This is a genomic window from Pseudomonas sp. BGI-2, from assembly GCF_004310295.1.
Lineage (GTDB): Bacteria > Pseudomonadota > Gammaproteobacteria > Pseudomonadales > Pseudomonadaceae > Aquipseudomonas.
On the sequence record NZ_SISB01000005.1, the window covers coordinates 71535 to 87635 of the forward strand.

Consider the following 16101-nt stretch of genomic DNA (forward strand, 5'->3'; position numbering starts at 1 on the left):
AATTCCTCCCCGAGACTCGCGTCCATGTTGCCTTTCAAATGTGTTCCCTGGCTGGCCCGCAACACTTCGATCGCCATGTTCGCCGCAGGGCTGGCCGGTTGCAGCAGCCAACCGCCTTCGTCCGCCACCGTGACCTGCGCCGAAATCAGCTATTCGGTGTACGACCCGGTGGAACCGTTCAACCGCGGCATCTTCGCGTTCAATCGGGTGGTCGACGACTACGCTCTGGCGCCGGTCGCTCGTGGCTATCGTTACTTGCCGGACTTTTTCCAGACGGGTGTGCATAACTTTGTGGCGAACTTTGGCGAGCCGAAGGTCTTTATCAATGACCTGCTGCAAGGCAATCCGATGCGTTCGGTCAACACCTTTGGGCGTTTCGCGTTGAACACCACGGTCGGCGTGGTGGGTTTGATCGACGTTTCCGGCATGGCCGGCATCCCGCGTCACGACGCGGACTTTGGCCAGACGTTTGGCGTGTGGGGCATCGGCAACGGTCCGATCGTCGAGCTGCCAGTGTTCGGCACTTCAAACAGCCGCGACGCCGCCGGGCGAGTGCTGAGTTTTGTGGTCGACCCGTTCGGCAGCAACAGCGATACCGTGGACACGCTGTCCACCATCAACACGGTCGGCGGCATCGTCGATGGTCGAGCAGAAGCGTTACCGCTGACCGACAGCCTGCAAAAACTGCCGGATTACTACAGCACCTTACGCAACGTAGTCGCCGAGCATCGTGCTGCTTACGTGGCGGATGGCAAGCAAGGCTCAGCGCAAACAACCAAACCTCTATGCGAAGGAGCACCGGCCGATGGTTTCTGAAGGCAATAGTTTGACTCTGCAACAACGGGTGACCCAACACGACGCAGCCAATCTGCACTGCCGGGAAATCACCCTGCGCCTGTCACCGGACTGTCGCCAACTGGTGCTCAGCCGCTACGCAGAACACTATGGTCCGGCGGTGGTGCGCTGGATAGAGCGCAGTCATACAGTGTCGGTGAGCGAGTTGTTTCGCTGGCTCGTGGCCAATGGGGAAACCAGTGTCATGACAGCGGACAGCCTTTCGCTGCCTTGATGAAGCGCCATCAATCCTTTTATGGGTGTGGGCGATGCCGAATCGATCATCGCTTGTTACAGATTCAGCAGCAAGCCAGTGGCCATCAGATAAACCTGGGCGCTGGCTGCGCTATCATCGCGCGCTCTGTGCACCAAGAGTCTTGAACCTGCATGCCCATGTCTTCGCCATTCCCCGACGGCCATCGCTCTCTGCCACCGGTCCTCGCCGGCCCGCTGTTGCGGCGCCTGGAGCCCACGCGCCTGGTGCTCTGGCTGGTGGGAACCCGGGCCTTGTCGCTGACATTGCGCCTGCAAGGTGTCGGCGACATTCGCCTCGACGCCGGGCAATGCACGGTCATCCCGGTTGGCCGTCATGCCTTCGTTCATCTGATCGATGTGCCGCTGACGACCGCCCTGCCCTGCGACACCCAGATCGACTATGACCTGCTGATTGATGACGCCACCGGCATCGCCGACTGGGCGCCTCATCTGCTGTACGGCGAAGCCCGTTGTCCTAACTTTGTTTTGCGTTCGCGCATCGATCAGTTGATGCACGGTTCCTGCCGTAAACCGCATTATCCGGCAGCCGACGGTTTGCTGTGCGTCGATCGTTTTCTGGCGACGGAGCATGCCGCGACAGAGCGCCCGGCCCTGCTGATGATGAGCGGCGATCAGGTGTACGCCGACGATGTCGCCGGCCCGATGTTGCGGGCCATCCATGCCCTGATCGCGCAACTGGGGCTGTTCGAAGAACACCTCGACGGTGCGGTGGTCAGCGACAGCGCCAAGCTGTACGAGCACCCGGCCAGTTACTACCATCGTGCGGATTTGTTACCGGCGCTTGAGAGCAACAAAACCTTGCGCGAGCGATTTTTCGGCGGGGCGCGTAAGCCGATTTTCACCAGCAGCAGTGCCGACAACCATCTGGTGACGTTCGCCGAAGTCATGGCCATGTACCTGCTGGTCTGGTCGCCGACACCCTGGACGCTGATCGCGCCACAACCACCCGCGCTGACGCCCGAAAGACGCAAACGTTATGCCCTCGAACAAACGCGCATCGATGACTTCAAGGCAGGTCTTGGCGGTGTCGGGCGGGCGATGGCGCATCTGCCGTGCCTGATGATTTTCGACGACCATGACATCACCGATGACTGGAATCTTTCCGCGCAATGGGAGGAAACGGCCTACGGCCATCCGTTCTCCAAGCGCATCATCGGCAACGCGCTGCTCGCCTACATGCTGTGCCAGGGCTGGGGCAACAACCCGGATGCGTTCGGCGGCGTCCTGGAAAAAACCCGTTTGTTGAGTGCCACCGGGCACGACCATTATCTCGACAGCGACGTCCAGGACGAGCTGATCGATGAGCTGCTCGGTTTTCAACACTGGCACTACGTGCTGCCCACCACCCCGGCGCTGGTCGTCATCGATACCCGCACCCGACGCTGGCGCAGCGAGATGAACCTCAAGCAACCTTCAGGTCTGCTGGACTGGGAAGCGCTCAGCGAACTGCAACAGGAACTGCTGGATCATCCGTCGGCGATCATCGTTTCGCCCGCGCCGATCTTCGGCGTCAAACTGATCGAAACCGTACAAAAAGTGTTCAGCTGGTGCGGTTATCCGCTGCTGGTCGACGCGGAAAACTGGATGGCCCATCGCGGCGCGGCCCAGGTCATCCTGAACATTTTCCGACACTCGCGGACACCCGGTAACTACGTGGTGCTGTCGGGTGATGTGCATTATTCCTTCGTCTACGAAGTCCTGATCCGACACCGCAAGGCCGGCCCGCGAATCTGGCAGATCACCAGCAGCGGCATCAAAAACGAATTCCCGCCCGCGCTGCTCGAATGGTTCGACCGCCTCAACCGCTGGCTCTACTCACCGCGCTCGCCCCTGAACTGGCTGACCAAACGCCGACGGATGCGCATCACCCCGCACATCCCTGAACATGCTGAAGCGGGTGAGCGGCTGTGGAATTCGGCGGGGATCGGCCAAGTGTTCTTCAATGAGAAAGGACAACCCCAGGAAATTTATCAGCACAACTCAAACGGTGCGCCGAAGACGCGAATGATCGCGCCTGACAATGACGACTGAATGTGTGAGCCACCATGAACCTCACCCGAACCCTGATCATCGGCAACTCTGGCGCAGGCAAAAGTTGGCTGGCTAAACGCTTGGCCGAACGACTACACGTGCCGTGGACCGATCTCGATCGGGTTCACTGGACGTCAGATGAATGCAGCATCGCCCGCCCTCGCCCCGAAGCACTGGGCATGGCGCGAGTGCTGGCCGATGAAGAGTGCTGGGTGATCGAGGGTGTTTACGGCTGGATCGTCAGCGAAGTTATCCACCGCGCAACAGCGCTTGTCTGGCTGTGTGTTGACGACGAAAACTGCGTCGCCAATATTCGCCAGCGAGAAAACAGACCAGACAACGACGGGTTGCTGATAGCGTTGCTGGAATGGGCTGGCAGTTATCGTGCTCGCGAAGACTCCAGTGGGTTTTCCGCACACCGACAACTGTTCGAAGGATTCAGCGGTTCAAAGATCAAACTCATGGATCGAAGTGAAATCACGGCCTTCGTGAACCCCCTTTCCGACTCATCTCACAGCGTTTAACAAGGATTTGTATGTTTGCACGGAGCAAGTTGGTGCCCGAACTGATGGTCACCGACATCAAGAGAAGCCTGTATTTCTGGACTTCATTAGTCGGTTTCAAGATCGCCTACGAGCGTCCAGAAGCGGGTTTCGCCTACCTCGATAAAAACGGCGTGCAAATCATGCTGGAGCAATACGCACCGAACGAAGGCCAGTGGATGACAGGTGCATTGGAAGCGCCGTTTGGCCGGGGCATTAACTTTCAGATCACTGTTGATCTCGTCGAACCGATACTCAAGCGATTGGCAGAAGTTGAATGGCCCTTGTTCCGTCCCTGCGCCGAGGTCTGGTATCGCGCCGATGCGGTGGAAGTCGGGCAACGTGAGTTTTTGGTGCAGGATCCGGATGGGTATCTGCTTCGGCTGGTGGAAAGTTTGGGGGAGCGGGCGTTTTTGTCAGGCCGTTGAGGTCACCACGCAAAAATCTGTAGCGCGACGCATGATCGTTCCCACGCTCTGCGTGGGAGTGCAGCCCCGGACGCTCCGCGTCCCAAAAGCGGACGCAGAGCGTCCATTGAGGCATTCCCACGCAGAGCGTGGGAACGATAACTCTCCTAGGCGGTGGTTAGAGCCCGACAAACCCCTCTGACAATCATCTCCACTTCCCGCTCATCAATCGTCAGCGGTGGCAGGAGGCGAATGGTTTTGCCCCGCGTCACATTGATCAGCAAGCCGTGATCCCGTGCGGCGATCAGGGTCAGGTCGCGGATCGGCTGCTTGAGTTCGATGCCGATCATCAACCCTTGGCCACGAATCGCCAGGACGTTCGAGTCGTCTGCCAGTTCGGCACGCAGTCTGGCCAGCAGACGTTCGCCCTGCAGTCTGGCGTTTTCCAGCAGGCCCTGTTCTTCGATGATGTCCAGCACTGTGCAGCCGATACGGCACGCCAGCGGGTTGCCGCCGAAGGTGCTGCCGTGGCTGCCGGGGGTGAACAGATCGGCGGCTTTGCCCCGGGCCAGGCAGGCGCCGATGGGAATGCCGTTGCCGAGGCCTTTGGCCAGGGTCATGACGTCCGGGACGATGCCTTCATGCTGGAAAGCGAACCACCGGCCGGTTCGACCGATGCCGGTCTGGATTTCGTCGAGCATCATCAGCCAGGCGCGCCGGTTGCACAGGTCGCGTACGGCTTTCAGGTAACCGGCAGGCGCCAACTGGACACCGCTTTCGCCCTGAATCGGTTCCATCAGAATCGCCACGATGCGCGGGCCATGAACCTGCTGCACCTTTTCCAGCGCATGGAGGTCGCCGAAGGGCACTTTAACGAAGTCGCCGGGCAACTCATTGAATCCCAAACGCACGGCCGGGCCGTCGCTGGCGGAAAGAGTGCCCAATGTCCGGCCGTGGAAGGCGTTTTCCATGACCACCACCAGCGGCCGTTCGACGCCTTTGTGCCAGCCGTAAAGCCGCGCGAGTTTCAGTGCGGTTTCATTAGCTTCGGCACCGGAGTTGTTGAAGAACGCCCGCTCCATGCCCGCCAACTTCGTCAGTTTCTTCGCCAACCGTTGCTGCCAGTCGATGCTGTAGAGATTGGAGGTGTGCAGCAGCAGTCCGGCCTGCTCGCTGATCGCCGACACGATTCGAGGATGGGAGTGGCCAACGTTGGTCACCGCCACACCCGCCACCGCATCCAGATACTCACGACCCGCCTGATCCCAAAGTCGAGTGCCCAGGCCTTTGCTGAAACTCAGGGCCAGAGGTTGGTAAGTGGTCATCAGGCAGGCGGCGGTCATGACATCAAGCTCCATCAATTGTCGGTGTTTTTGCAGTATGGTTAGCCACCTGAGCTGGATAAACGCTGTAACACTTCAATCATCTTAAAGCTGAGCTTGATAATGGATTTGTTCCAGGCAATGACGGTTTACGTAAGGGTGGTGGAAGCCGGCAGCATGACTGCGGCCGCACAGCAGTGCGAAATGTCCACGACCATGGTCGGCAACCACCTTCGCGCGCTGGAGCAACGTCTGGGTGTGCGCTTGTTGAACCGTACGACGCGGCGCCAGCGACTGACGGAATTCGGCTCGGCTTATTACCAGCGCTGTCTGGAGGTGCTGGGATTGGTGGCCGATTCCGAACGCTTGGCTGAACAGAGCCAGGACACGCCGAGCGGGATCTTGCGCATCACTGCTCCGCTGACCTTCGGCACTGAAAAGCTCGCACCAGCGCTTAGCGAGTTCACCCTGCGTTACCCGCAAGTCAAACTGGACGTGGTGCTCACCAATGGGCGACCCGATCTTCTCGAGAACGGCCTCGACGTGGCGTTTCGCTTGGGCGCGATTGAACCGTCCAACCTGATCGCCCGTCCGCTCATCGACTACACGCTGACCATGTGCGCCTCGAAGGACTATCTGGCACGCCGAGGCACACCGGAAAAACCCGAAGACCTGCAACATCATGACTGCTTGTCGTTTGCCTATCCGGTTGGCGATGACTGGCAATCCGTGGAAAAACATTGGCGCCTGAGCGGGCCGGAAGGCGAAGTGATGGTGGCCGTCAGAGGCCCGATGCTGATCAACAGTTCGGCCGGGCTGCATCAGGCTGCTCGAACCGGGATGGGCGTCGTGATGTTGCCCGACGCGTTGGTCGAGCAGGATTTGCTGGACGAAAAACTGGTGGCGTTGATGCAGAACTATCAACTGCCGAGCCGGTCGATGCACCTGGTGTACGCCCAGGATCGCTACCGCTTACCGAAATTGCGTCACTTCGTCGACTTCGCCATGCAGTTGTGGGCCAAACACTAGCGGGGGCTACACGCCATGCACTAATCTCCTCGACTGAAGGGTCACTTTGATATCAGTGCAGGGAGAGCGGTGATGGGTGAAGCATCGAATATCGAGCCGTTGAAATTCAATGTGTCGGATTTGAACGAGGACATGCTGCACACCATTCTGGAACTGGTCAGTGACGGCATTTGGGACTGGAACGCCAACACCGGGTTCGTCTACCGCAATCCCGGGTGGTATGAAATGCTCGGCTACGAAGTTCACTCCCTGGACAACACCGTGTTTACCTGGGAAAACGTGATTCACCCCGACGATTACCCGCGGGTGATGACGGTGTTTGATGATTACCTGAATCAACGAGTGCCGGGCTATCAAGCCGAGTATCGCTGCCGCAAGAAGGACGGCAGTTATACCTGGATCGAAGATCGCGGCTACGTGCTGGCTCGCAATGTCGACGGATCGGTGGCGCGGATGGTCGGCGCGCACCGCAGTATCGAAGACAAGAAACGCCTCTTCGAAGAGATGGAACGGCGCAATCAATCCCTTGAAGCCATCGTCGAAGAACGTACCCGTGAATTGTCGCGGGTCAATCAGCAGCTGCAAATTCAACTCGAAGAAAACCGCAAACTGGCGGAAACCGATGCGCTGACGTCGATCGCCAATCGCTATCGTCTGGAAAAAGCCATGCCCCAGGAGTGCGACCGTTCCCAGCGCTTTCGGCAGCCGCTGTCACTGATCGCCATGGACATCGATGACTTCAAGAACATCAACGATTACTACGGCCATGCTTTGGGAGATGCGACGTTGATTCAGGTCGTCGAGAGCGTGGAACGCTGCGTGCGCGAAGGCGATCTATTGGCGCGTTGGGGCGGCGACGAGTTCATCCTCATCCTGCCCAATACTTCGCTGGTCAACGCCAGATCCATCGCCGAAAAAATCCGCCATGGCCTGTCGAGTCTGCCGCCTGTGGGAGAGTTTCAGGTGACCATGAGTTTTGGCGTGGTCCAGCGCTTTGAAGAAGAGCAACAGACGGGTTTTCTGGCCAGGGCGGATCAGGCGCTGTATCGGTCGAAGATTGCGGGCAAAAATGTGATTTCGGGATGAGTACCGTCCTGCATGTCCGCGATGTACTGGCCTCGGAAGTGGAATCCGTACGGCTTTTTCTTGAGCAGAACGGATGGGCTCACCGCCTGGGAACAACTCAACATTTTGCGCAGTTGATCGCCAATTCCCAACGTACTGCGCTTGCCGTGAAGAACGCCCACATCGTCGGGTTTGCCCGAGGCATCACCGACGGTCTGTCCAACGGTTACCTGTCGATGGTTGTCGTGGCCGGGCAGCATCGGCGAGCAGGCGTTGGTCGGGCACTGGTCGAGCATGTCATGGGCGAGAACACTGACATCACCTGGGTTCTGCGCGCGGGACGCGAAGGCGCTTCAGAATTCTTCTCGCGCCTGGGCTTTGAAACGTCAAGCATCGCGATGGAGCGCCCACGCAAACGATAGACAAACCGCGCTTCACATCCCCGCCTTCACCAGCACAGGTTTCTCCTGATACCGATCCGGGTACAGCTGCTTGAGTGCCGCAACTTTCGGCAGGTCGTTGATCACGATGTACGGATACGTCGGGTGCTCGGTCAGGAAGTCCTGATGTTCCTCCTCCGCCGGGTAGAAACCGTTGTAGGTTTCCAGCTTGGTCACAATGGGCTTGTTGAACGAACGGGCGGCGTCGAGTTGAACTCCAGTGGCGTCAGCATTGAGCTTTGAACCTGATGCTGAGGCGAGAAAACGCTGATGACTGCCACGACATCCCTGTACATCGGCTGCGCCGGATGGAACCTGCCCCGCGAACAGTGGAAGGCATTTCCCGACGCAGGCACTCACCTGCAACGGTATGCGGCACAGTTAACGTGCGTGGAAATCAACAGCTCGTTTTATCGGCCTCACCGCCCGGCGACTTATGCCCAGTGGGCCGAAAGTGTGCCGAAAGGATTTCGGTTTTCAGTCAAAGTCCCGAAACAGATCACCCACGAAGCTCGCTTGCTGAACTGTAAAGTGTTGATCGATAACTTTATTGAGCAATGCTCCCATCTGGGCCAGAAGCTTGGGTGCCTGCTGATCCAGCTCCCGCCCTCTTTATCCTTCGAAGTCAAAACTGCCGAAGCCTTCTTCAACACATTCCGTTCGCACTACAGAGGCTATGCGGTGTTTGAACCGAGGCATGTCAGCTGGCAAACGCCTGAGGCGCAAGCGCTACTGATTGAGCATCGAATCGGCCAAGTGGCAGCCGATCCTTCGCCCCTACCCAATGGCGATTTACCAGGTGCCTGGCAGGGCATCCGCTACTACCGATTACACGGATCACCGCGAATCTACTACTCAAGTTACGAAATGCCATGGCTTGGGGAACTGGCTCAAAAGTTACAAACCCACGCCGACGACACTCCCACCTGGTGCATCTTCGACAACACCGCCAGTGGCGCGGCGACGACCAATGCGCTGGAACTTCAGCGAATGACATCTCCACGCCAAAAATGATGACCAACCGCCTGTTCATCCGTGACAACTCAGGTCAGGTCCAATAGATTAGGCGGCCTGAAAAGGCTCCGTGCTTTCTCGCCTAAACCCAAGTTAAAAGAAGTAGTGAAATTTCAATGTCCGATTCCAATACCGCTGAATCCGTAGTCACCTTGTCGTCCAAAGCGGAATACGAAAACTCCATCAATCTTTCACAGCATGTGCCGCAGGCCAAGACCATCAGCGAGATGGTCCTGGACGCTTTTCAATCCACCCGGGAAAGCGACCAGATCCGCGAGCTGCGCGTCGCGATTCGCCAGGCCCACGATAGCTTCGATGACGATAAAGCCTATGAACTGATGGGCGAACTCAAACAACTGAAAGACGCCGAAGCGTCCGACATTGCCGCGCTTGAAGACCTGAGCAGCAAGTTCCCGATCAGCCGTATTCTTTCCAGCTTCAAGGACGACCCGGCCTTTCAGGAAATCGTCTATGGCTTGGCATTGAAGGTGCTGAACCAGACTCACCAGGCCATCAGCAACCCGAGCACCGGCAAGAGCAAAGTGGCTCGCGCCAAGAAAGACCTCGAAGTGTTCACCATCAGCAAGGATGGCGTGAGCGTCACGCTGCCGCTGCGCACCCCACGTTCGAGCCTGAACGTTGACCGCGAAGCATTGGAGTTCCTCGGCTTGACCTTCGTCGGCGAAGGCGATGACGCGGTACTTGAAAGCGAGACGTTCCTGGACAACACCGGGGCCGAACAAGCGGTTAACCGCAAAAGCATCATCACCGCACTTCAGCAACAAACCGCGTTCGACGGCTACAGCATCGCCGCGCAGTAACACGATTGACCTGAAAGCCCCGCCCGCTCCCACAGGGTAATGCTGTTCACTTAAGACAATCATCAGTCGAGCGAGAACCTGTGGCGAGGGGATTCAGCGAAACGTCGCACCGCCCCTCGCCACAAATGAGTGCCCGCGCTTAAGTGAACAGCATTACGCCCGTGAAACGGGGCTTTTTATTGCCCGAAAAGACTTACCGCGCTGACGGATACAGGGCCGCGATCATATCCACTTCGATCGGGGCGTTCTTCGGCAGCTGATAAACCCCGACGGTCGTTCGGGTGTGTTTACCTGCCTCACCCAACACATGCGTGAAGACGTCAGACGCGCCGTTGGCCACGTCACTGAGGTCCACAAAATCGAAAGTGGATTTCACATAGACCGTGATGCGCAGCAGTGCCTTGACGTTATCCAGTGACCCGATGGCCTCTCGGATCAATGCAAGTCCGCGTATCGCGCTGATGCCAGCCGCCTCTTGAGCGTCGGCCAGATTAAGCTCCAGCCCCACCCGTCCGGGGTACTGGACTTTGCCGTTCATCCGCGGCACCAGCCCGCTGACATACAGCTCATCATCGTGCCGAATCAGCGGCGCGTAATGCCCGCCGGCAGAGTTCTCGTCGTAGATATCAAAGCCGAGTTCTTTTGCCATCGCGAGGAAGCGTTCGTCGCGACTCATTTGATTACTCATTAACTGAACCCTCTTAATCAATCATGCATACGCGCAGATGATGGTAGAGACAGACGCTTGCTTTGATCAGAGCAAGTTCGTATAGAATCCAGCGAACTTTACTGCCAGGGAGACCAGTAAAATGCAGCGCGCCGTCATCGCCGCCATCGAGTTCCAGCCTGGAGTGCCGCTGGTACAGCAGATCGTCGATCAGTTGTCTTTGGCCATCAGCCAGGGCGGCCTGCCTCACGGGGCCAAGTTGCCACCGATTCGCGAGCTATCCGAGTTGATGAACGTGGGTAAATCCACGGTGGTCGACGCGCTCGACCGATTGCGGGCCAAAGGACTGGTGGTCTCACGCCAAGGCTCGGGGCATTACATTCACCGCCCAAGCACCCAACCCCACAGTGCGGCCGGCCCCAACCTGCAGCCCCAAGACACGCTCAGTCGGGTCCGCCGCAAATTGCTGCAGGACAACGGCGCGCTGCGCCCCGGCTGCGGATTTCTGCCCGCCTCGTGGCTGCCCGCCGACGACTTGCTCAAAGCCGTGCGCGGCACCCTTCGCGCGACCGCGCTACGGATGGGCGAATACGGAGAGGTCGGTGGTTACCTCCCGCTGCGCGAGGCGTTGCGGGTCAAGCTGGCGACCGTCGGCATCGAGGTGCCGGTTGAGCAGATCATCACCACCGCCAATACCGTGCAGGCCATCGACCTGCTGATGCGTCTGTTGATAAAACCGGGTGACACGGTGCTGCTCGACGACCCGTGCTACTTCAACATGCACACCAACCTGGCGTTGCACGGCGCCAAGGTCATCACCATTGCCCGCGATTGCGACGGTCTGAATCTGGAAACGTTCGAACAATTGCTGATTGCCCATCGCCCCGTGCTGTACATGACCAACAGCACACTGCACAACCCGACCGGGCACTCGTTCTCCGCAGCCCAGGTTTATCGCCTGCTGGAGCTGAGTCACCGTTATGGCGTGCACATCCTCGAAGACGATTTGTACGGCGACATCCAGCAAAGGCGCACTCCGCGCCTGGCCGCGAGCGGTCTGGACCATGTCAGTTACGTGTCCGGGTTCTCCAAGACCCTGACCGCCAACAGCCGGGTCAGCTATACCGCGTTATCACCGCAACTGGCCGCACGAATGATCACCTTGAAGCTGGCCTGCGGTGGCGTCACCTCGGAACTGGCGGAGCAGATCACCTGCACCATGCTCAGCAATGGCAGCTACGCCAAACACACCCGTCGCACGGTTGATCGTCTGTATGAATCGAGCAGTCGCGTGACGAGATGGCTGGTAGAGGCTGGATGCTCGGTGTCATCGATACCGGGTGAAGGGTTGTTTATCTGGACGCGGTTGCCGGATGGCCTGCATGCCGAAACGCTGGCTATCAAAGGCCTCGAAAGCGACCTCGTCCTTGCCCCCGGCACCTTGCTGAGTAAAGCCGCCGATGCCAGCAGCTTCCTGCGCTTCAACGTCGCGCACAGTGATAGCCCGCAGGTGCGCGAGCGGTTCTTTCGACTGCTCGATCGCTGAGTTTTTCTGATTCACCGCGGTGCGGCCATCGCGAGCAGGCTCACTCCCACAGGGGTTCAGCGTCGTACTCAGAATCTGAGGCTACTCCGATCAAAATGTGGGAGCGAGCCTGCTCGCGATTGGGGCAACGCGGTCCACCAGAAAGCCAGCCAACAAAAAGCCCCGCCTCTTCTCTCGAAGGGCGGGGCTTTTCTTTACAGCATCCGACGCTTAAGGCGCGTACGTCAGCAACAGCTCCGTCGGCACTTTGAAGTCCAGGGACATCATCACGCTCAACGCGGTAATGGTGAAGATCGAGAACACGAACAGCTTGCGTGCCCAGACCGTGTCATCCACTGCCTTGTAACCGGTCCAGGCCATGTACAACCAGTACATGCCCATGGCCGCGGCGACGGCGAGGTAGCTCATGCCGGCGTAGCCGCTGAAGGTCAGCATCAAGGTCGCCACGAGGAAGGCCAGGATGTAGAGCAGGATGTGCTTCTTGGCCACTTGAATCCCGCGCTTCACTGGCAACACCGGAATCGATGCGGCCAGGTAATCGTTGAAGCGGAAGATCGCGATGGCGTAGGAATGCGGCATCTGCCACAGGCTGAACATCACCAGCAACGTCAGTGCGGCCATGTCGAAGCTGTTGGTCACAGCGACGTAACCGATCACTGGCGGCATGGCGCCCGACAGGCTGCCCACCAGCGTGCCGTGAACCGACTTGCGCTTGAGGTACAGGCTGTAGAAGCCGACGTAGATGACGAAACCGATCACCGCGAACATCGCGGCCAGCGGATTCGCCACCTTGTACAACAACGCAACGCCGGCAACACCAAGGACGGTCGCGAAAATCAGCGCCAGTTTCAGGGAGATCAAGCCCTGGACCAGCACCCGATTCTTGGTGCGTTCCATCTTCAGGTCGATGTCGCGGTCGATGCAGTTGTTGAACACGCAACCGGAAGCCACTACCAGGGATGTGCCGATCATTGCTGCCAGGAAAATGGCCAGATCGACATGCCCTTTCGAGGCCAGGAAAAATCCGCCTGCCACTGAAAGCACGTTACCGAAAATGATCCCCGGTTTGGTGATTTGGATAAAGTGCTTCAAGGACATTCGGACTTACCTCACTTCGCCATCATGTTGGTGTGGATGCTGAACATGATCCACAGCGACAGGCCAACCAGCAGGACAATCACGATCGCGGCGAAAACAAACGCAACCACGTTGTTACGCTGCGCGGCGGAACGGTCCAGGTGGAGGAAGTACACCAGGTGCACCAGCACCTGGATAACGGCGAAAGCCAGTACGATCCACAGAGTCAGCGACTTCGGCAGCGACGGGTACATCACCAGGCCGAAAGGAATGACGGTCAGGATCACCGACAGAATGAAACCGATAGCGTAAGACTTGACGCTGCCGTGGCCGGCGTCGTGGCTATCGTGGGAATGAGCGTTAGCCATTTACATAGTCCCCATCAGATAAACAACGGTGAATACGCAGATCCACACCACGTCCAGGAAGTGCCAGAACAGGCTCAGGCAGCTCAGACGTGTCTTGTTGGTCGCCGTCAGGCCGTTTTTCTGCACCTGATACATCATGATCGCCATCCAGATCAGACCGCTGGTCACGTGCAGACCGTGGGTGCCGACCAGGGTGAAGAACCCGGAAAGGAAGCCGCTGCGGCTAGGGCCGTAGCCCTCGGAGATCAGTACGTGGAACTCGTTGATCTCCATGCCGATGAAGCCGGCGCCGAACAGGAAGGTCATGCCCAGCCAACCCAGCACCTGGCTCTTCTTGCCCTTGAACAACGCCAGCATGGCGAAGCCGTAGGTGATCGAACTGAACAACAGCAGAGCGGTTTCGCCCAGCACGTAGGGCAGCTCGAAGATGTCGTGGCCCGACGGGCCACCCGCTACGTTGTTAACCAGTACCGCGTACACCGCGAAGATCGACGCAAACAGAATGCAGTCGGTCATCAGGTAGAGCCAGAAACCGAATACGGTCATCTCGCCCGAGTCGTGGTGATGGTCATCGTGCCCATGTCCATCGACATGGGTGTGTCCAGCATTGGTCACTAAGTTCGACATGGTTTAAGCCTGTTCCAACGAGGTTTCAACACGGGTGGCGGTGGCTGGAACTTTCCCGGCCGCTACCAGACGCTTGTGCTGCTCGGCTTCGATGCGTTCGATTGTCTCGACCGGCACCATGTAGCCTTGGTCATCACGTGCAGCGTGGATCACGAAGTAGACCACGGTGCCAACCAGGCCAACGATGGCCAGCCACCAGATGTGCCAGATCATCGCGAAACCGAACACGGTCAACAGAGCCCCCATGACCACACCGGTCGCGGTGTTGTTTGGCATGTGGATCGGTTCGTACCGGCTAGGCGCCTGGTACGCGGTACCGTTTTCCTTGGCTTCAGTGAACGGGTCGATGGTTTCGGCTTTTGGCAGCACAGCGAAGTTGTAGAACGGTGGTGGCGACGAGGTCGACCATTCCAGCGTGTGCGCATTCCACGGGTCGCCGTGTTCGCACATGTTTTCTGGCTTGTTGCGATCACGCACGCTCACGTAGAGCTGGATCAGCTGGCAAGCGATACCCACAGCGATCATCACCGCACCGAACATGGCCACGTACAGGTAAGGCACCCACTCAGGATTGGTGGTGGCGTTCAGACGACGGGTCATGCCCATGAAGCCCAGTGCATAGAGCGGCATGAACGCGACGAAGAAGCCCGAGATCCAGAACCAGAACGCTGCCTTGCCCCAACCTTCGTGCAGCTTGAAGCCGAACGCTTTAGGGAAGTAGAACGCGAAGCCTGCGATGTAACCAAATACCGCGCCGCCGATGATCACGTTGTGGAAGTGAGCGATCACGAACAGGCTGTTGTGCAGAACGAAGTCAGCACCCGGGATGGCCAGCAGTACGCCGGTCATGCCGCCGATGGCGAAGGTCACCATGAAGCCCAGGGTCCACAGAACCTGGCTGGTGAAACGCAGACGGCCTTGGTAAATGGTAAATAGCCAGTTGAATAGCTTCACCCCCGTCGGGATCGAAATCAGCATCGTCGCCAGACCGAAGAAGGCGTTGACGCTGGCACCCGAACCCATGGTGAAGAAGTGGTGCAGCCAGACCATGAAGCCCAGGATCGAGATCGCACCCGATGCGTAGACCATCGAGTGGTGGCCGAACAGACGCTTGCCAGTGAAGGTCGAGATGACTTCGGAGAAGATCCCGAATGCCGGCAGAATCAGGATGTACACCTCGGGGTGACCCCAGGCCCAGAACAGGTTGACGTACATCATCGGATTGCCACCAAGTTCATTGGTGAAAATGTGGAAATCCATGTAACGGTCAAGCGTCAGCAGTGCCAGGGTAGCGGTCAGGATCGGGAACGAAGCCACGATCAAAACGTTGGCCCAGGTGCAGGTCCAAGTGAAGATCGGCATGTCCATCAGCTTCATGCCAGGGGTACGCATCTTCAGCACGGTGGCCAGGAAGTTGACCCCCGTCAGCGTCGTACCCAACCCGGATAGCTGTAGCGCCCAGATGTAGTAATCCATCCCCACGCCCGGACTGTATTGCAGGCCCGACAGCGGCGGATAGGCAACCCAACCGGTCTTGGCGAATTCGCCGACGCCCAGGGACAGGTTGATCAGCACCACGCCCGATACCAGCAGCCAGAAGCTCAAGGAGTTCAGGAACGGATAGGCAACGTCACGCGCGCCGATCTGCAGCGGCACCGCAAGGTTCATCAGGCCGGTGAAGAATGGCATCGCCATGAAGATGATCATGATCACACCGTGAGCGGTGAAGATCTGGTCATAGTGTTCAGGTGGCAGGTAGCCAGGCGAACCCTCGGTGGCCATGGCCAACTGGGTACGCATCATGATGGCGTCGGCAAAACCGCGCAGCAGCATGACCATGGCGACGATGATGTACATCACGCCGATTTTCTTGTGGTCGACCGAGGTCAGCCACTCGGTCCACAGGTAGGTCCACTTCTTGAAGTAAGTGATCCCCGCGAACAGCGCCAGACCACCGAGCGCGATCATGGCGATGGTTATCATCACGATCGGTTCGTGGAACGGGACCGCTTCCCAACTTAATTTACCAAACATC

17 protein-coding genes and 1 pseudogene are annotated in these 16101 nt (G+C 58.3%); 11 read left to right on the forward strand and 7 right to left on the reverse strand.

The window, feature by feature from the left end:
- The first annotated feature begins 24 nt into the window (after positions 1-24).
- From EYC95_RS05130 to EYC95_RS05150, 5 genes are all read left to right on the forward strand, one after another.
- Positions 25-816 carry a VacJ family lipoprotein gene (locus tag EYC95_RS05130; protein ID WP_131059402.1) on the forward strand — a complete coding sequence of 264 codons (792 nt, stop codon included), beginning with the start codon at positions 25-27 and terminating at the stop codon, positions 814-816.
- Positions 806-1069, forward strand: a complete 264-nt coding sequence (locus EYC95_RS05135) for a hypothetical protein (RefSeq protein WP_131059403.1) — start codon at positions 806-808, stop codon at positions 1067-1069. The genes EYC95_RS05130 and EYC95_RS05135 overlap by 11 nt, the downstream gene beginning before the upstream one ends.
- Before the next feature lie 152 nt (positions 1070-1221).
- Positions 1222-3141, forward strand: a complete 1920-nt coding sequence (locus EYC95_RS05140; RefSeq protein WP_371928405.1) for an alkaline phosphatase D family protein — start codon at positions 1222-1224, stop codon at positions 3139-3141.
- Between the two features lie 14 nt (positions 3142-3155).
- Positions 3156-3665 (forward strand): adenylate kinase, encoded by a 510-nt coding sequence (locus EYC95_RS05145; protein WP_131059404.1) that lies wholly within the window; start codon positions 3156-3158, stop codon positions 3663-3665.
- 11 nt (positions 3666-3676) lie between these two features.
- Positions 3677-4111 (forward strand): VOC family protein, encoded by a 435-nt coding sequence (locus EYC95_RS05150; RefSeq protein ID WP_131059405.1) that lies wholly within the window; start codon positions 3677-3679, stop codon positions 4109-4111.
- A 146-nt stretch (positions 4112-4257) separates the two neighbouring features.
- Here the strand turns inward: EYC95_RS05150 and EYC95_RS05155 are convergent, their stop codons facing one another.
- Positions 4258-5433 carry an aspartate aminotransferase family protein gene (locus EYC95_RS05155; RefSeq protein ID WP_131059406.1) on the reverse strand — a complete coding sequence of 392 codons (1176 nt, stop codon included), beginning with the start codon at positions 5431-5433 and terminating at the stop codon, positions 4258-4260.
- 102 nt (positions 5434-5535) lie between these two features.
- Here EYC95_RS05155 and EYC95_RS05160 point away from each other — a divergent pair, with 102 nt between their 5' ends.
- The 3 genes from EYC95_RS05160 (at position 5536) to EYC95_RS05170 (ending at position 7928) form a co-directional block, all read left to right on the forward strand.
- Complete coding sequence (locus EYC95_RS05160) at positions 5536-6441, forward strand: LysR family transcriptional regulator (protein ID WP_131059407.1); 906 nt, start codon at positions 5536-5538, stop codon at positions 6439-6441.
- A gap of 72 nt (positions 6442-6513) precedes the next feature.
- Complete coding sequence (locus EYC95_RS05165) at positions 6514-7527, forward strand: sensor domain-containing diguanylate cyclase (protein ID WP_131059408.1); 1014 nt, start codon at positions 6514-6516, stop codon at positions 7525-7527.
- On the forward strand, positions 7524-7928 hold the full coding sequence (locus EYC95_RS05170; protein WP_131059409.1) for a GNAT family N-acetyltransferase: 405 nt from the start codon (positions 7524-7526) through the stop codon (positions 7926-7928). Before EYC95_RS05165 ends, EYC95_RS05170 begins: the two co-directional genes overlap by 4 nt.
- Positions 7929-7940: 12 nt before the next feature.
- Here the strand turns inward: EYC95_RS05170 and EYC95_RS05175 are convergent.
- Positions 7941-8171: pseudogene (locus EYC95_RS05175) on the reverse strand (peptide-methionine (S)-S-oxide reductase); the annotation flags it as partial.
- 45 nt (positions 8172-8216) lie between these two features.
- On the opposite strand from EYC95_RS05175, the gene EYC95_RS05180 reads away from it, so the two are divergent.
- Complete coding sequence (locus EYC95_RS05180; RefSeq protein ID WP_131059410.1) at positions 8217-8960, forward strand: DUF72 domain-containing protein; 744 nt, start codon at positions 8217-8219, stop codon at positions 8958-8960.
- 116 nt (positions 8961-9076) lie between these two features.
- Entirely contained in the window at positions 9077-9781 is a 705-nt protein-coding gene (locus EYC95_RS05185; protein ID WP_131059411.1) for a hypothetical protein, read from the forward strand.
- Positions 9782-9974: 193 nt separating this feature from the next.
- On the opposite strand, the gene EYC95_RS05190 is transcribed toward EYC95_RS05185, so the two are convergent.
- Positions 9975-10457 (reverse strand): RidA family protein, encoded by a 483-nt coding sequence (locus tag EYC95_RS05190; RefSeq protein ID WP_371928406.1) that lies wholly within the window; start codon positions 10455-10457, stop codon positions 9975-9977.
- 133 nt (positions 10458-10590) lie between these two features.
- Here EYC95_RS05190 and EYC95_RS05195 point away from each other — a divergent pair, with 133 nt between their 5' ends.
- On the forward strand, positions 10591-11994 hold the full coding sequence (locus EYC95_RS05195; protein WP_131059413.1) for a PLP-dependent aminotransferase family protein: 1404 nt from the start codon (positions 10591-10593) through the stop codon (positions 11992-11994).
- 210 nt (positions 11995-12204) lie between these two features.
- On the opposite strand, the gene cyoE is transcribed toward EYC95_RS05195, so the two are convergent.
- From cyoE to cyoB, 4 genes are read right to left on the reverse strand one after another with little or no spacing between them, the layout of a single operon-like run.
- Positions 12205-13092 carry a heme o synthase gene (gene cyoE / locus EYC95_RS05200; RefSeq protein ID WP_131059414.1) on the reverse strand — a complete coding sequence of 296 codons (888 nt, stop codon included), beginning with the start codon at positions 13090-13092 and terminating at the stop codon, positions 12205-12207.
- An 11-nt stretch (positions 13093-13103) separates the two neighbouring features.
- On the reverse strand, positions 13104-13439 hold the full coding sequence (gene cyoD / locus EYC95_RS05205; RefSeq protein WP_131059415.1) for a cytochrome o ubiquinol oxidase subunit IV: 336 nt from the start codon (positions 13437-13439) through the stop codon (positions 13104-13106).
- Positions 13440-14066, reverse strand: coding sequence for a cytochrome o ubiquinol oxidase subunit III (locus EYC95_RS05210; RefSeq protein WP_131059416.1), 627 nt, complete (start codon positions 14064-14066; stop codon positions 13440-13442). It lies immediately after the preceding gene.
- 3 nt (positions 14067-14069) lie between these two features.
- Positions 14070-16100, reverse strand: coding sequence for a cytochrome o ubiquinol oxidase subunit I (gene cyoB / locus EYC95_RS05215; protein WP_131059417.1), 2031 nt, complete (start codon positions 16098-16100; stop codon positions 14070-14072).
- Position 16101 lies beyond the last annotated feature (1 nt).

Excerpts from the sequence above, each read along its gene's own strand:
- EYC95_RS05150 (WP_131059405.1), top strand. The coding sequence starts at position 3,677 with ATGTTTGCACGGAGCAAGTTGGTGCCCGAACTGATGGTCACCGACATC.
- EYC95_RS05210 (WP_131059416.1), bottom strand. The coding sequence starts at position 14,066 with ATGTCGAACTTAGTGACCAATGCTGGACACACCCATGTCGATGGACAT.
- cyoE (WP_131059414.1), bottom strand. The coding sequence starts at position 13,092 with ATGTCCTTGAAGCACTTTATCCAAATCACCAAACCGGGGATCATTTTC.
- EYC95_RS05130 (WP_131059402.1), top strand. The coding sequence starts at position 25 with ATGTTGCCTTTCAAATGTGTTCCCTGGCTGGCCCGCAACACTTCGATC.
- EYC95_RS05170 (WP_131059409.1), top strand. The coding sequence starts at position 7,524 with ATGAGTACCGTCCTGCATGTCCGCGATGTACTGGCCTCGGAAGTGGAA.
- EYC95_RS05145 (WP_131059404.1), top strand. The coding sequence starts at position 3,156 with ATGAACCTCACCCGAACCCTGATCATCGGCAACTCTGGCGCAGGCAAA.
- EYC95_RS05185 (WP_131059411.1), top strand. The coding sequence starts at position 9,077 with ATGTCCGATTCCAATACCGCTGAATCCGTAGTCACCTTGTCGTCCAAA.
- EYC95_RS05195 (WP_131059413.1), top strand. The coding sequence starts at position 10,591 with ATGCAGCGCGCCGTCATCGCCGCCATCGAGTTCCAGCCTGGAGTGCCG.
- cyoB (WP_131059417.1), bottom strand. The coding sequence starts at position 16,100 with ATGTTTGGTAAATTAAGTTGGGAAGCGGTCCCGTTCCACGAACCGATC.
- EYC95_RS05165 (WP_131059408.1), top strand. The coding sequence starts at position 6,514 with ATGGGTGAAGCATCGAATATCGAGCCGTTGAAATTCAATGTGTCGGAT.
- EYC95_RS05140 (WP_371928405.1), top strand. The coding sequence starts at position 1,222 with ATGCCCATGTCTTCGCCATTCCCCGACGGCCATCGCTCTCTGCCACCG.
- EYC95_RS05160 (WP_131059407.1), top strand. The coding sequence starts at position 5,536 with ATGGATTTGTTCCAGGCAATGACGGTTTACGTAAGGGTGGTGGAAGCC.
- EYC95_RS05190 (WP_371928406.1), bottom strand. The coding sequence starts at position 10,457 with ATGAGTCGCGACGAACGCTTCCTCGCGATGGCAAAAGAACTCGGCTTT.
- EYC95_RS05155 (WP_131059406.1), bottom strand. The coding sequence starts at position 5,433 with ATGACCGCCGCCTGCCTGATGACCACTTACCAACCTCTGGCCCTGAGT.
- EYC95_RS05180 (WP_131059410.1), top strand. The coding sequence starts at position 8,217 with ATGACTGCCACGACATCCCTGTACATCGGCTGCGCCGGATGGAACCTG.
- EYC95_RS05135 (WP_131059403.1), top strand. The coding sequence starts at position 806 with ATGGTTTCTGAAGGCAATAGTTTGACTCTGCAACAACGGGTGACCCAA.
- cyoD (WP_131059415.1), bottom strand. The coding sequence starts at position 13,439 with ATGGCTAACGCTCATTCCCACGATAGCCACGACGCCGGCCACGGCAGC.